Origin of the sequence: Novilysobacter selenitireducens (assembly GCF_020026895.1) — a bacterium.
GTDB classification, from domain to species: Bacteria; Pseudomonadota; Gammaproteobacteria; order Xanthomonadales; family Xanthomonadaceae; genus Lysobacter_C; species Lysobacter_C selenitireducens.
In genome coordinates this window covers 32490-47029 of the sequence record NZ_JAINZW010000006.1, presented here as the reverse complement: position 1 = coordinate 47029, position 14540 = coordinate 32490, and the positions used below count along the sequence as shown (strand labels likewise).

Annotated in this window: 12 protein-coding genes; 3 read left to right on the top strand and 9 right to left on the bottom strand. The window is 70.0% G+C overall.

Annotation, left to right across the window (positions count from 1 at the left end; all coding sequences use genetic code 11):
• The first annotated feature begins 109 nt into the window (after window positions 1-109).
• The gene (gene lpxH / locus K6753_RS12215) at window positions 110-841 is read left to right on the top strand and encodes a UDP-2,3-diacylglucosamine diphosphatase (protein ID WP_223676738.1); all 732 of its coding nucleotides are present in this window, start codon (window positions 110-112) and stop codon (window positions 839-841) included.
• Window positions 842-987: 146 nt separating this feature from the next.
• On the opposite strand, the gene K6753_RS12210 is transcribed toward lpxH, so the two are convergent.
• The 8 genes from K6753_RS12210 to K6753_RS12175 form a co-directional block, all read right to left on the bottom strand.
• A complete protein-coding gene (locus K6753_RS12210; protein WP_223676737.1) occupies window positions 988-1803 on the bottom strand; it encodes a ferritin-like domain-containing protein in 816 nt (271 codons plus the stop codon).
• A gap of 22 nt (window positions 1804-1825) precedes the next feature.
• On the bottom strand, window positions 1826-3313 hold the full coding sequence (gene purF, locus K6753_RS12205) for an amidophosphoribosyltransferase (RefSeq protein WP_223676736.1): 1488 nt from the start codon (window positions 3311-3313) through the stop codon (window positions 1826-1828).
• A gap of 88 nt (window positions 3314-3401) precedes the next feature.
• Window positions 3402-4007, bottom strand: a complete 606-nt coding sequence (locus K6753_RS12200; protein ID WP_223676735.1) for a CvpA family protein — start codon at window positions 4005-4007, stop codon at window positions 3402-3404.
• 10 nt (window positions 4008-4017) lie between these two features.
• A complete protein-coding gene (locus tag K6753_RS12195) occupies window positions 4018-5022 on the bottom strand; it encodes an SPOR domain-containing protein (protein WP_223676734.1) in 1005 nt (334 codons plus the stop codon).
• A gap of 82 nt (window positions 5023-5104) precedes the next feature.
• The gene (gene folC, locus K6753_RS12190) at window positions 5105-6361 is read right to left on the bottom strand and encodes a bifunctional tetrahydrofolate synthase/dihydrofolate synthase (RefSeq protein WP_223676733.1); all 1257 of its coding nucleotides are present in this window, start codon (window positions 6359-6361) and stop codon (window positions 5105-5107) included.
• A gap of 81 nt (window positions 6362-6442) precedes the next feature.
• On the bottom strand, window positions 6443-7084 hold the full coding sequence (locus tag K6753_RS12185; protein WP_223676732.1) for a histidine phosphatase family protein: 642 nt from the start codon (window positions 7082-7084) through the stop codon (window positions 6443-6445).
• Between the two features lie 115 nt (window positions 7085-7199).
• On the bottom strand, window positions 7200-8762 hold the full coding sequence (serA, locus tag K6753_RS12180; RefSeq protein ID WP_223676731.1) for a phosphoglycerate dehydrogenase: 1563 nt from the start codon (window positions 8760-8762) through the stop codon (window positions 7200-7202).
• Window positions 8763-9003: 241 nt separating this feature from the next.
• Window positions 9004-11163, bottom strand: a complete 2160-nt coding sequence (locus K6753_RS12175) for a S46 family peptidase (protein WP_425492125.1) — start codon at window positions 11161-11163, stop codon at window positions 9004-9006.
• Window positions 11164-11332: 169 nt separating this feature from the next.
• Here K6753_RS12175 and tdh point away from each other — a divergent pair, with 169 nt between their 5' ends.
• Window positions 11333-12355, top strand: coding sequence for an L-threonine 3-dehydrogenase (tdh, locus tag K6753_RS12170; RefSeq protein ID WP_223676891.1), 1023 nt, complete (start codon window positions 11333-11335; stop codon window positions 12353-12355).
• 93 nt (window positions 12356-12448) lie between these two features.
• Here tdh and K6753_RS12165 read toward each other — a convergent pair whose 3' ends face one another.
• Window positions 12449-13144, bottom strand: a complete 696-nt coding sequence (locus K6753_RS12165) for a hypothetical protein (protein ID WP_223676730.1) — start codon at window positions 13142-13144, stop codon at window positions 12449-12451.
• Window positions 13145-13323: 179 nt separating this feature from the next.
• Here K6753_RS12165 and kbl point away from each other — a divergent pair, with 179 nt between their 5' ends.
• The gene (gene kbl, locus K6753_RS12160) at window positions 13324-14523 is read left to right on the top strand and encodes a glycine C-acetyltransferase (protein ID WP_223676729.1); all 1200 of its coding nucleotides are present in this window, start codon (window positions 13324-13326) and stop codon (window positions 14521-14523) included.
• The last annotated feature ends 17 nt before the right edge of the window (window positions 14524-14540 follow it).

The window sequence follows — 14540 nt, the reverse complement described above, 5'->3', positions numbered from 1 at the left end:
ACGTAGGTCGCGACCAATGCGCGACCTGGTCCTTCGCCAGGACTCGCCACGCCATCGCGGCTGAAGCCGCTCCTACAGGGGGGCAATCGATGGGTCCTACAATGCCCCGATGACCACGCTCTTCATCTCCGACCTCCACCTCGACGCGCAGCGCCCGCACATCATCGACCTGTTCTGCCGGTTCCTACAGGACGAAGCCCGTGGCGCGGACGCGCTGTACATCCTCGGCGACCTGTTCGAGGCGTGGGTCGGCGACGACGACCCGTCCGAGGCCGGCGCCCGCACCGCCGACGCGCTGCGCGCCGTGGTCGACGCCGGCACGCCGGTCTTCTTCATCCGCGGCAACCGCGATTTCCTGCTGGGCGAAGCCTACGCGCGCCGCGCCGGCATGCGCGTACTGCCGGACCCGACCGTGGTGATGCTGCATGGCCGCCCCACCTTGCTGATGCATGGCGACACGCTGTGCACCGGCGATGTCGCCTACCAGGCCTTCCGCGCACAGACGCGCGACCCGGCGTGGCAGGCGCGGTTCCTGTCGCAGCCGCTGGACGCGCGGCTGGCGTTCGCACAGCAGGCGCGCGCCGCCAGCCAGGCGCACCAGTCGGGGCTGAAGGGCCAGGGGACGATGGAAACGATCACCGACGTCGCGCCTGAGGCCGTGTCCGCAACGCTGGCGCGTTTCGGGATCGACACGCTGATCCACGGGCACACGCACCGTCCGGCGGTGCATGAGCTGGTAGTCGAAGGACGTGATGGCCGACGCGTCGTGCTGGGCGACTGGTACGAGCAAGGCTCTGTGCTGCGCGTGGATGCCGACGGTATGGCGCTGGCGGCGCTGTAAAGGTCGCGGGCGATCGACCGCCCTCCTGTTGTAGGAGCGACGTAAGTCGCGACCGTGCGACTCCGGCACCTACGCAGGTCGCGACTTACGTCGCTCCTACATCGCAAACGATGTTCCGCGCGAACCGCTCGCGACTGAAGCCGCTCCTACAGGGACTTGCCGGCAAAGCCTTGCAACAGGGCAAGCTCGTCGTCGTCGAAGCCCGCCGCGGCGCGCGCGTCCAGGTTGAACGGGCCATGCAGGACCGCGCGGGCGTACTCGCCCAGCAGGCGCTGGAACGTCGGCGCGGGCTCGACGCCGGCACGCGCGCAATACCAGCGGAACCAGCGCGAGCCGGCGGCGACGTGCGCGACCTCCTCGCGCAGGATGACCTCCAGGATGGCCACGGTTTCCACATCGCCCATGCCCTGCAGGCGCGCGATCATGCCCGGCGTCACGTCCAGCCCACGCGCTTCCAGCACCCGCGGTACCAGGGCCATGCGTTCCAGGCCGTCGTGCGCGGTCTTCTCGGCCATCTCCCACAGGCCGTTGTGCGCGTCGAAGTCGCCGTAGTCGAAGCCGAGCTGGCGAAGACGGTCGCGCAGCATCACGAAGTGCCGGGCCTCGTCGGCCGCGCACGACACCCAGTCGGCATAGAACGCATCGGGCAGCCCGCGGAAGCGGTAGGCGGCGTCCCACGCCAGGTCGATGGCGTTGAACTCGATGTGGGCGATGGCATGGATGAACGCGGCGCGGCCCTCGTCCGTGCCGAATCCGCGCTTGGGCAACGCGCGCGGATGCACCAGGCGCGGCCGGTCCGGGCGACCGGGCATGCGAATGGGCTCCGGTGGCGGTGCGTCGACCGGAATCGACAGCTGGCCGCGCGCGAACGCGTCCGCCGCGGCAAACGTCGCCGCCACCTTGTCGTCGGGCGAAGCGGCATCCAGGCAACGGCGGGCCGCCTCGTGGAGCGTGCCGGTCATCGGTACACCTGCCGGCGTGGGCTCAGCCGCGCGTGGCCGCCACCGGCACGCGCCGCGTGGTCTTGGCCTCGTCCGAACGCAGGTGCTTGATGCGCTCGAAGTAGTCGGCCTCGGTACCGGTGACGTAATTGCCGTTGAAGCACGACGAATCGAAGTGGGTCAGGCGTGCCTTCGGTCCGGCCACCGCGCGCTCGAGGTCTTCCAGGTCCTGGTAGATCAGCCAGTCGCAGCCCAGCAGCTGCTGGATCTCGTCCTCGCTACGCTGGTGCGCGACGAGCTCCTCGGCCGTGGGCATGTCGATGCCGTAGATGTTGGGGTGGCGCACTGGCGGCGCGGCCGAGGCCAGGTACACCTTGCGCGCACCGGCGTCGCGCGCCATCTGCACGATCTGCTTGGACGTGGTGCCACGCACGATGGAGTCGTCCACGAGCAGCACGACGCGGTTGCGGAACTCCAGTGGGATCGGATTGAGCTTGCGGCGCACCGACTTCGCGCGCTGGCCCTGCCCCGGCATGATGAAAGTGCGGCCGACGTAGCGGTTCTTGATGAACCCCTCGCGGTACTTCACGCCCAGCACGTTGGCGATCTCCAGCGCGGAGTCGCGCGAAGTGTCGGGGATCGGGATCACCACATCGATGTCGTGGTCCGGCCGCAACCGCTGGATCTTCTCGCCCAGCGTCTGGCCCATGCGCATGCGCGCCTTGTGCACCGAGACGTCATCCATCATCGAATCGGGCCGCGCGAAGTAGACGTACTCGAAGATGCACGGCGTGTGGGTGCGCGGCTCCACGCACTGGCGGGTGTGCAGGACACCCTCGGTGGTGACGACCAGGCCCTCGCCGGGGCGCACGTCGCGCACGCGCTCGTAGCCCAGCAGGTCCAGCGCGACCGACTCGGACGCCACCGCGTACTCGTCGCGTCCGTCGCTGCTGCGCTTGCCGATCACCAGCGGCCGGATGCCATTGGGGTCGCGGAAGGCGACCAGACCCAGGCCCAGCACCGCCGCCACCACGGCGTAGCCGCCGACGCAGCGCCGGTGCGTGCCTTCGATCGCGTTGAGCGTGGCGTCCACCGACAGGCTGCCCTGCTCGTCCAGCTCGTGGGCGAACACGTTGAGCAGCACTTCCGAGTCGGACTCGGTGCTGACGTTGCGGCGGTCCTGCTCGAACACCTCGCGCTGCAGGGCTTCGGTGTTGATCAGGTTGCCGTTGTGCGCCAGCACGATGCCGAAGGGCGAGTTGACGTAGAACGGCTGTGCCTCGTCGTTGCCCTCGCTGCCGGCGGTCGGGTAGCGGCAGTGGCCGATGCCCAGGTGGCCCTGCAGCACCTGCATGGCGTGCTCGTCGAACACGTCGCTGACCAGGCCGTTGCCCTTGTGCACGCGCAGCTTGGTGCCGTGCGCGGTCGCGATGCCCGCGGCGTCCTGGCCGCGGTGCTGCAGCACCGTCAGGCCGTCGTAGAGCTGCGCCGCCACGTCGTTATGGCCGACGATGCCGATGATCCCGCACATGGATTAAGTCCTGCGTTTAGCGATTCATGAAGGACGGCGACCGCCGCCGGGTCGTGCCATTACGAGCGGCCGTCACCGGATCGAGCCATTACGAGCGGCCGTCACCGGCCGCGGGCGGTACCGGCAGCGCCGGCCCGTTGTGCAGCGGCATGCCATCCAGTGACATGGCGCCGCCGCTGCGGAAATCCACCTGTTCGGCCACCCAGTCGGGCAGCCAGCCGCGCATCCACTGCGCACCCGGCACGAACACCGGGACCACGCGTGACTGCTGCCATTCCGGCTCACGCGGCATCGTCGTCAGGCCCAGCAGCAGCACCAGTGCGCAGGCGACGAAAGCCCCGCGCGCCACGCCGATGCCCAGGCCCAGCATCCGGTCCAGGCCGGACAACCCGACCGAGTGCACCAGCCGCCGCACGATCCAGCCCACCAGCCCGACCACCACCATCACCACCAGGAAGCTGAGCGCATAGCCGGCCAGCAGTTGCCCGGTGCTGGGCGCATCGCCGCCCGAAAGCATCCATGCGGCCTGCCCGCCGAACCGGAACGCCGCCCATCCGGCGAGGATCCAGGCCGCGAGCGAGGCCAGTACGCCGATCAGGCCGCGCATCACGCCCAGCAACGCCGATACCACGACGATCGCCAGCAGCACCCAGTCCAGCGCGGTCATCGACGGCCGGCCCGGGCCGTGGCGCACACGTTCGCCATCAGGGGTGCGCGCGGACCAGGCCGTTGATGCCGGTGCGCGCGGCGACCTGCGACTTCAACTGCTCGGCCTGCTCGCGGCTCGACACCGGTCCCGCCAGCACACGGGTGAGCGTGCCCTTGTCGGTGTTGACCTGCTCGATGAACGCGCCAAAGCCCAGCCCGCGCACGCGATCGCGCAGCTTTCCGGCTTCGTCGGCGTTGCTGAAGGCGCCCAGCTGCACGGCAAAGCCGACATCCGCGGCGGCCGGCGCGGACGGCACCGAAGGCGCCGGCTTGGCGGGCGCGGCGACCGGCTCAGGCTTGGGCTCGGCGGGCTTGGGCGCAGCGGGCTTCGGCTCCGGCTTCGCGGCCGGCTCGTTGGCCGCGAGCGGCTCCTGCTTGACGGTGCCGGTCGTCGCGGCCGCGGCCGGCTTGGACGCGGACGCCGGTTCACGGGGCGGGTCACCGGCATCCAGTGCGACCACCTGGGAGCCGACATCGTCGCGCACGTGGGCAGCGCGCAGGCGGGCGGCCTCGGCATCGGCGCGGCTGGCGTACGGCCCCACGCGCACGCGGTGGATGGTGCGGCCGTCGCGGCCCTCGACGCGTTCCTGGTAGCCCGGCAATTGCGAGCTGCGCAGCGCCTCGACCACGCGCGCGGCATCGCCCGTGCTGGCGTAACTGCCGAAGCTGACGGCGTAATCGCCGCCGGCCGTGGGCGCCGGCATCATTTCGCCCTGGCCGCCGCCTTCGCCGGTGGTGGTGTCGACGGTCGGCAGGCGGCCGTCCTCGGCCTGCCCCGCTGGCAGCCCCAGCGCGCCACCCGCGGGCGCGTCGCCCGGGGCCAGCAGCGGCAGCTCGCGCGTTTCCATGCCGTCGTCGCCCGGCTGGGCCGGGACGTCCAGCGACACGTCCGACACTCCGCTTTCCGGCGCCGGGCCCTTGATCAGCATGGGCAGGAAGATCACCGCCAGCGCGACCAGCACGGCCGCGCCGATCAGGCGCTGTTTCAGGGCAGGTTCCATCGGGTCTCGCGCGGCGCGGGCGGAAATGCCGCGCGGATTATAGCGCCGCGACCTGTCGCATCCGACCCGGCGATGCCGGCATTCAGTCGCGGTCGAGCCAGTCCAGCGCGGCCGCAACGGTGTGGAACGAGCCCAGCACCAGGATCCTGTCGCCCGGACCGGCGGTGCCGAGCGCGGCCACCAGTGCCTCCTCGACCGTCTCGTGCACCGGGGCGCCGCTGGCCGCGGTGCCAGCAAGACGCGCCGCCAAGCCCGCCGCCGTCTGCGCCCGCTCGCCAGCCTCGGGCAGCCCGGCGAGATGCCAGTCGTCGACGGCATCCGCCAGCGCCTCGACCACGCCCGCCACGTCCTTGTCGGCCAGTGCCGCGAACACCGCATGGGTGGCGCCGTCCACTGGGGATTCCGCCAGCCAGCGTGCCAACTCGCGCGCCGCCTGCGGGTTGTGCGCGACGTCGACCACCACCGCCACCCCGCCGCGGTCGAACGACTGCAGCCGGCCGCCCACCTGCGCGTCGGTCACGGCCGCGGCGATGCCGGCCTCGTCCAAGGGCGCATCCAGCGCGCGCAACGCGGCGATCGCCACGGCGGCATTGCGGAGCTGCACCGGCGCGGCCAGCCGCGGCCGTGGCAATGCGTACTCGCAGCCGACTTCGCGCCAACGCCAGCCGTCGCCTGTCGGCTCGAAGAAGAAGTCGCAGCCGATGCGCACCGCCGAGGCGCCGATCGCGTAGGCATGCCGCAGTACGCTGGACGGCGGATCGTCGTCGCCCAGTACCAGCGGCTTCCACGCCCGGGCGATGCCGGCCTTCTCGAACCCGATCGCCTCGCGGTCGTCGCCCAGGTAGTCCTGGTGGTCCAGTTCGACGGTGGTGATGACGGCCACGTCCGGGTCGACGATGTTGGTGGCGTCCAGTCGCCCTCCCAGTCCGACCTCGAGGATCGCCAGGTCGAGGTCGGCGCGTTCGAAGCACCACAGCGCCGCCAGCGTGCCGTACTCGAAATACGTCAGCGCAACGTCGCCGCGGGCCGCCTCGATGGCCTCGAACGCGGCGACCAGCGACGCATCGTCGATGTCGGCGCCTTCGATCCGCACGCGCTCGTTGTAGGCGCGCAGGTGCGGCGAGGTGTAGGCGCCGACGCGCCAGCCGGCGCCGCGCGCGATCGCCTCGATGAAGGCCACGGTCGAGCCCTTGCCGTTGGTGCCGCCCACGGTCACGACGCGGCGCGCGGGCCGCGACAGGCCCAGCGCTTCGGCGACCGCGCGTACGCGGTCCAGGCCCATGTCGATGGATTTGGGGTGCTGGCGCTCGATGTACTCGAGCCACTGGGTCAGGTCCATGCGCAAAGTGTGCGGTATGCGGGCGTAGATGTGCGGGCGCCGACGTGCGGGCGGCGTGGCGACGCGTATCACAGCGCCCGACTACAGCGCCCGGTGCACGGCCTCGCCGAACAGCGCGGTGTGGTGGGCGCAGTCGTTGAGGCGGACGACGTCGAGGCGGTCCACCGTCGGGCCTTCCAGCAGGTTGAGCGTCGTGGGCGCCTGCCGGAACCGCCACAGGTGCGCCAGCGGCAGGCCCAGCACGCGGCACAACAGCACCCGGTTCACGGCGTCGTGCGCGACCACCAGCAGGGTGTCGGCCTCGCCCAGGCCGTGCGCGGCCCGTTCCAGCGCTGGCCACGCGCGGTCGAGCACGTGCTGCAAGGATTCGCCCTCCGGCATCAGCACCTCGTGCGGCGTATCGCGCCAGGCACGCAGACGGTCGGGGTCGCGGTCGTGGATTTCCGCCGCGAGCAGTCCCTCCCAGGTGCCATGCGCGATTTCCATCAACCCGACGTCGGTGTCCAGCATCCAGGCGCGGTCGCCCAGCGCCAGCTCGGCCGTGCGGCGGGCGCGCGTGAGTGGCGACGCGACCGCCTTTGCAATCTCGACCCCGGCCAGGCGCTCGCCGAGTGCACGTGCCTGCGCTTCGCCGATGGGCGAGAGCGCGATGTCTTCCTGGCCCTGGTAGCGGCCTTCGGCGTTCCACGGGGTTTCGCCGTGGCGGGCGAGCAGCAGTCTCATGGGATGTCCTTGTCGTTCTGATGGGAGTCGGGAGTAGTAGCGGCGCAAGGTCCGCCGCGTGATATCGCCAAGCGGCACGCACGGCACGAGTGCCGGCGCGTGGCCGCGGCGTTGTTCAGATCTGCTGCAGCGACAGCACGCCCGGCGTGGCGCGGAGCTCGGCGAGATGGGCGTCGTCGACGGCACGGTCTATCGTGATCGCCGCGCGTGCCTGTCCGTCGCCGGCCGCGCCCAGCGCGAAGTTGACGATGTTGACGCCGGCCGCGCCCAGCTTCGAACCGACCGTGCCGATCATGCCGGGGCGGTCCTCGTTGCGCATGAGCAACACGTTGGCCAGCGGGTCGAACTCGATCTCCACGCCGTCCAGCCGCACCACGCGCGGGCCGCGGTGCAGGGTGGCCTCGATCTCGCGGCTGCGGCCGTCGCCCTCGACGCGGATGCGCAGCAGGCGGTCGAAGCCATCGCCGTCGCCACCGAGCGTTTCGGCGACGGTGAGGCCGCGGCCGGCGGCTTCGGCCAGTGCATTCACCGGCGTGATCCTGCCCGAAGCGGTGCCCAGCAGCGATGCGACCAGCAGGCGCGTCAGCGGCCGGGTGTCCAGCGCGTCGGTGCGTCCGGCATAGGTGATGTGCAGGCGCGTCGGCGCAGGCACCAGGCGCGCGGCCAGCCGGCCGAGCGCCGACATCAGCGGCATCCACGGGCCGACCTCGCGCGCGGCTTCGGCGGTCAGTGGCGGCAGGTTGACGCAGCCGGCGACCGCACCGGTGTCGATGAAGTCCAGGATCTGCCGCGCGAGGATCGTGCTCACCGCCTGCTGGGCTTCGCTGGTGGAGGCGCCCAGGTGGGGGGTCAGGATCAGCTTGGGGTGCGCACGCAGGGGCGAGTCGGCCTGCAGCGGCTCGGTCACGAAGGTGTCCAGCGCGGCACCGGCAAGGTGGCCTTCGTCCAGCAGCTTGAGCAGCGCGGCCTCGTCCACCAGCCCACCGCGTGCGGCGTTGACCACGTATCCGCCCGGCTTGATCGCGCGCATGCGCGCCTCCGACAGCAGGTTGGTCGTCTCCTTGGTGCGCGGCACGTGCAGGGTGACGATATCGGCCCACGCCAGCAGCTCGTCCAGCGTCTTCAGCGGCACGCTGCCCTTGGCCGCGGCGGCGGGCGGCAGGAACGGGTCGTACGCGGCGACCTCCATGCCGATGCCCAGCGCCTTGCGCGCCACGGTCGCGCCGATGCGGCCCAGGCCGATCACGCCCAGGCGCTTGCCCTCCAGCTCGAAGCCGGTCAACCCGGCCTTGGGCCACTGCCCGGCCTTCATGCCGGCATCGGCCTTGGGGATGTGGCGGGCCAGCGCGAACAGCAGCGAGATCGCGTGCTCGGCGGCGGCGAGCGTGTTGCCGTCGGGCGCGTTCATCACCGCGATGCCGCGCGCGGTGGCGGCGTCGACGTCGATGGTGTCCACGCCCGCGCCGGCGCGGCCGATCACGCGCAGCTTCGTCGCATCGGCAATCGCCTCGGCCGTGACCGGCGTGGCCGAACGCACCAGCACCGCATCGACGCCGTCAAGCGCGCTGGCCAGCGCCGCCGGGTCCTTGATCGGGTCGGACACGACGACCTCCCATCCCGCGTCGCGGAACAGGGCCAGGCCGTCGTCATGGATGCCATCGCACGCCAGTACTTTCATTGCAGGTTCCTCGTCATCGGGAAGGATGCGGAAGAGCCCTGCCAGCCGGCGCTGCGGTCGTGCGGTCCCCGCACGGAGGACGGGGAATTACTGCGGTGGTGCACCTGCGGGTCGGGAAACGGGGCCGGCTGGCATGGGAATCCGCGACAGCCCGGAGACTAGCAGCAATCCCGGGCAGGAATGAAAACGCCGGCCGGGAGCGAACCCGGCCGGCGTCGTCGACTGGCGTAGTGCAGTGCCGTCAGGGCGCGGCGACGTCCATCTCCTGCAGCAGGTTCGGGGCCGGGAAGACCTCCTGCATGATCCAGCGCATGTAGCGCTGGTCGACGGAGATCATCCGCGTCATCACCGGGTCGAACACCCAGTTGGAGCTGACCGACTCCCAGTTGCCGTCGAAGGCCAGCCCGACCAGCTTGCCGCGGGCGTCCAGCACCGGCGAACCCGAGTTGCCGCCGGTGATGTCCAGGTTGGACAGGAAGTTGACCGGCACCGTACCCAGCTCCGGATCGGCCAGGCCGCCGTAACGCTTGGCCTGGATGGCATCGAGCAGCGGTTGCGGGGCGTTGAACGGCTCCTCGCCGGTCGCCTTGGCCGCTACTTCCTCCAGACGGGTGAAGGGCACCTGCTCGCTGCCGGCGGTCTTCGTATAGCCGGTGACGTTGCCGAAGGTGATGCGCAAGGACGAGTTGGCGTCCGGGTAGACGAAGCCGCCCTGGCTGCGCTTGTAGTCGGCCACGGCCTGCAGGTAGACCGGGCGCGCCACCAGCGCGTCACCGGCGCGCAGCTTGGCTTCCTTCTCCAGCTGCAGCACGGTCGGCATGGTCGCCACCGCGAACTGCACCGCCGGGTCCTTGCTGGCTTCGAACACGTCGCGGTCGGCCTTGAACAGCGCGATGCGCTTGGCGTTGTCCGTCAGCTCCGTCCCGGCCAGGCGGTCCAGTGCAGCCTCGATTGCGGCCGCGTCGTTGCCGCCGAGCCATGCGTCCACCGCGGCGATGCGCTGGTCGGCCGGGAGCTTGATGTACTCGCGCAGCCAGTAGGCCTGCAGCTGGCGGTCCATCCCCGGCTCGTAGCGACGCTCCATCTGCCGCAGGCTGCCCTCGAACGACGGCAGGTCACGGTCCTGGTAGCCCGACTCGCGCTGCGCATCCGGCTTCTCGCGCTCGATCGACAGGCGGTACAGCTGCGACGCCGCACCCAGCACGCCGGTGTTGCGCAGCTGGCCGAAGATCAGGTCGCGCTCACGGTGCTGGCGCGCCAGCTCGCCAAGTGCTTCCAGTTGCGCGTGGGCCTCCAGTGCGGCCTGGCCCTTCGGGCCCTGGCGGCGCAGCCACGCCAGCGTCGCGGCCTCGTCCTTGCGCTTGGTATTGGCCGCGCCGATGCGACGGAAGCCTTCCAGCTGGCCGTCGTAGTTCTTCATCGCGTTCTGCCAGCCGCGGATGGTGTTGGCGTACTTCACCTCGACCTCCGGGTTGCGGCGGCCTTCGGCCTCCACCAGCGCGACGAGGTTCTTGAAGTGCCCACCGACCACCGGGTAGGCCCAGTTCGCGGTGTGGTCGAAGTCCGCCGCCAGCGCGTAGCGGCTGGTTGACCCCGGATAGCCGGCCACCATGACGAAGTCGCCCTCGCCCAACGGGCGGTCGGCGAGCTTCAGCCAATGCCTGGGCTGGTACGGCACATTGTCCTTGTCGTAGGCGGCCGGCTTGCCGTCCTTGCCGACATAGGCGCGGTAGAAGGCGAAGTCGCCGGTGTGGCGCGGCCACATCCAGTTGTCGATCTCGCCGCCGTAATTGCCGATGCTGCCCGGAGGCGCATAGACCAGGCGCACGTCCTTGATCTCGAGGTTGCGGAACAACCGGTAGGTGTTGCCGCCGGCAAAGCTGTACAGGCGGCAGCGGTAGCCGTCTTCGGCCTCGCAGCGGGCGATCAGCTGCTTCTCGAGGTTCTCGAGCGCCTCTGTGCGGGCCAGCGCGTCGGGCGCCGCGGCAATGGCTGCGCGCACCTGGTCGGTGACGTCCTCGATGGAGTCGAGCGCATAGATGCGCGAGGTCGGGCCGGCCGATACCTCATCGCCCATCGTCGCGGCATTGAAGCCCACGTCGATCAGGTTGTTGTCGAGCGTGGAGTTGAGCTGGATCGCGCCGTAGGCGCAGTGGTGGTTGGTCACCACCAGGCCCTGGGGCGAGACGAAGCTGGCGGTGCAGCCGCCCAGCGAGACCACGGCGCCCATCGGGTCGCCGGTCAGGTCGGCCAACTGCTCGGGCGACAGTTCCAGGCCCGCCTTCTTCAGCGGGCCGGCGATTTCAGGTAATTGCTGCGGTACCCACATGCCTTCGGCTGCCATCGCGCCTCCCGTCACTCCGGCCAGCGCCATTGCGGCGGCCAACACTGTGTATCGCATGCATACGCTCCTGGGTCGGTTAACCGGCCGAGTCTAGCCCGCGCCCGCGCCGCATCGCCAATGCCTTCAGTGGCCGGCCCGTATAATCGCCGGCCTGCCCCGTGCCCTTCGAACGGGGCCACTTCCCCCAGGAACCGACATGACCCAGACCGACACCATCCCCACCCGCATGCGCGCGCTGGTCAAGCGCGAAGCCGCCAAGGGCATCTGGATGGACGAGGTCGAGGTGCCCTCGCCCGGCCCCAACGACGTGCTGATCAAGCTGGAGAAGACCGCGATCTGCGGCACCGACCTGCACATCTACCTGTGGGACGAGTGGAGCCAGCGCACGATCAAGCCGGGCCTGGTGATCGGCCACGAATTCGTCGGCCGCATCGTGCAGCTCGGCACCGAGGTCAAGGGCTACCGCATTGGCCAGCGCGTGTCGGCCGAAGGCCACATCGTCTGCGGCCACTGCCGCAACTGCCGCGCCGGCAAGCAGCACCTGTGCCCCAACACCGTCGGCATCGGCGTGAACCGCAACGGCGCGTTCGCCGAGTACATGGTGATGCCGGCCACCAACCTGTGGCCGATCCCGGACCAGATCCCCAGCGAGCTGGCCGCGTTCTTCGACCCGTACGGCAACGCCGCGCATTGCGCGCTGGAGTTCGACGTGGTCGGCGAGGACGTGCTGATCACCGGCGCCGGTCCCATCGGCATCATCGCCGCTGGCATCTGCAAGCACATCGGCGCGCGCAACATCGTCGTCACCGACGTCAACGACTACCGGCTGAAGCTGGCCGCCGACATGGGCGCGACGCGCGTGGTCAATGTCGCCAACCAGTCGATCAAGGACGTCATGAAGGACCTGCACATGGAAGGCTTCGACGTCGGCCTGGAAATGAGCGGCAATGCGCGCGCCTTCAACGACATGCTCGACTGCATGTACCACGGCGGCAAGATCGCCCTGCTCGGCATCCTGCCCAAGGGCGCAGGCATCGACTGGGACCGCATCATCTTCAAGGGCTTGACCGTGCAGGGCATCTACGGCCGGCGCATGTACGAGACCTGGTACAAGATGACGCAGCTGGTGCTGGGCGGCTTCCCGCTGGGCAAGGTGCTGACCCACCAGTTGCCGGTGGAGGAGTTCCAGCAGGGCTTCGACCTGATGGAAGCCGGCAAGTCCGGAAAGATCGTCCTGAGCTGGAACTGAGTACGCATCGCGTCGCAGTGGGTGACTCCGGGCCATGGCGCGCCCCGCCGGCAACGCGGGCAGTCATCACGAACACGCAGTCGCGTGTGTCCCTTACGGGCCGCGAGTGCCAAGCCGCCAGTGGAGTCCCTCGCGCCACCATTGCCAGGCCATCGCCCCGAACAGGGCGGTGAGCCACAGGCCCAACTGCCACTCCAACGCGTTTTCGATGCGGTCGTGTGTGGCGGCATCGGCCACATACCCCGACACCACGGCCGCCAGCCCCGTCAGCAGGAAGCCCGCCGCGACGACCCGCAATGCACCGTCGCGCGCAGGAACCACAATGCTTGACTGCGCATCGGCGTGGAGCACCAAGAGCAGCGACAGGTAGCTGCACGCGAAGTAGCCGGTGACCCCGTAGCGCCGCAGCAGGCGGTACACATCCCCTTCGCTGCCCAGGAAGTTGGCATACAGCGCCAGGAACACGGCAGCAGCGACGCCCAGTACCGCGACTTTCCCGGCATGGACCAGGCCCCGCCGGGTCAACCGCCCCGCCGCCGTCCACCAGCACGCCGCCTGCAGCGCCGCCGCCGGCAACATGACAAGCCGGAACAGGTCGTTGCCGGCCCCGTGGCGCGCGGCCCGGCTGATCGACACGCAGCCGTCCAGATAGGGATTGCATGCGGGGATCAGCTGCGCGTGCAGCGACAACGCCCAGGCCAGGTGCGATACGACGAAGGGCAAGGCCGCCGACAGCGCCGGCAGCCACCAGGCCGGGATGGCAAGACCTTCAGGCCGCGGTCTGTCCATCCCCGACTCCAAGCCGCCCGGGGTCGCAGCGCGGGCATTGGATAGAATCACGGGTTCCGCCGCGGGGCGCGCCAGCACCAAGCCGTCCCGCGTCGCGCCCGTCCACGATGGAGGCCGTCTTGCGCCGCCCCTCGCTGGAGCGCTGGCGGCCACCCCACCCCGCCCAACAGGAAACGGACATGTCCACCTCCCTCACGCAACGCTACGCCGCCGAGCTCGACACCATCCGCGAGCAGGGACTGTTCAAGTCCGAGCGCGTCATTACCTCGCCGCAGTCCGCGGAAATCGTGCTGGCCGACGGCCGTACCGTACTCAACTTCTGCGCCAACAACTACCTGGGCTTGGCCGATCACCCGGACATCGTCGCGGTCGCGAAGGAGGCGCTCGACAGCCACGGCTTCGGCATGGCCTCGGTGCGTTTCATCTGCGGCACGCAGGACCTGCACAAGCAGCTCGAGAAGACGATTTCCGACTTCTTCGGCAAGCAGGACACGATTCTCTACGCGGCATGCTTCGACGCCAACGGCGGCCTGTTCGAGCCGTTGCTGGGCGAGGAGGACGCGATCATCTCCGACGCGCTCAACCACGCCTCGATCATCGACGGCGTGCGCCTGTGCAAGGCCAAGCGCTTCCGCTATGCCAACTGCGACATGGCCGACCTGGAGGCCCAGTTGCAGGCCGCCGACGCCGCCGGCGCGCGCACGAAGCTGATCACCACCGATGGCGTGTTCTCGATGGACGGCTTCATCGCCCCGCTCGACCGCATCACCGAGCTGGCGGCCAAGTACGGCGCACTCGTGCACATCGACGAATGCCACGCCACCGGATTCCTGGGCGCCACCGGCCGCGGCTCGGCCGAGGTCAAGGGCGTGCTGGAGAAGATCGACATCATCACCGGCACGCTGGGCAAGGCGATGGGCGGCGCGCTGGGCGGGTTCACGACCGCAAGCGCGGAGGTGGTCGAACTGTTGCGCCAGCGTTCCCGTCCCTACCTGTTCTCCAACTCGCTGCCGCCGCACGTGGTCGCGGCCGGCACCAAGGCGTTCGAGATGCTGGCCTCGGCCGGCGACCTGCGCGCACAGCTCGTGGAAAACACCGCCTACTTCCGCGAGCGCATGACCGCGGCCGGGTTCGACCTGAAGCCGGGCGAACATCCCATCGTCCCCGTGATGCTGTACGACGCCCCGCTCGCCCAGCGCTTCGCGCAGCGGCTGCTGGAGGAAGGCATCTACGCGATCGGCTTCTTCTTCCCGGTGGTTCCGAAGGGCCAGGCGCGCATCCGTACCCAGATGTCGGCCGCGCATACCCGCGAGCAACTGGACCGCGCGATCGATGCGTTCGTGCGCATCGGCCACGAGCTGGACGTACTCAACAGCTAACGCGGCGACAGGCGGCA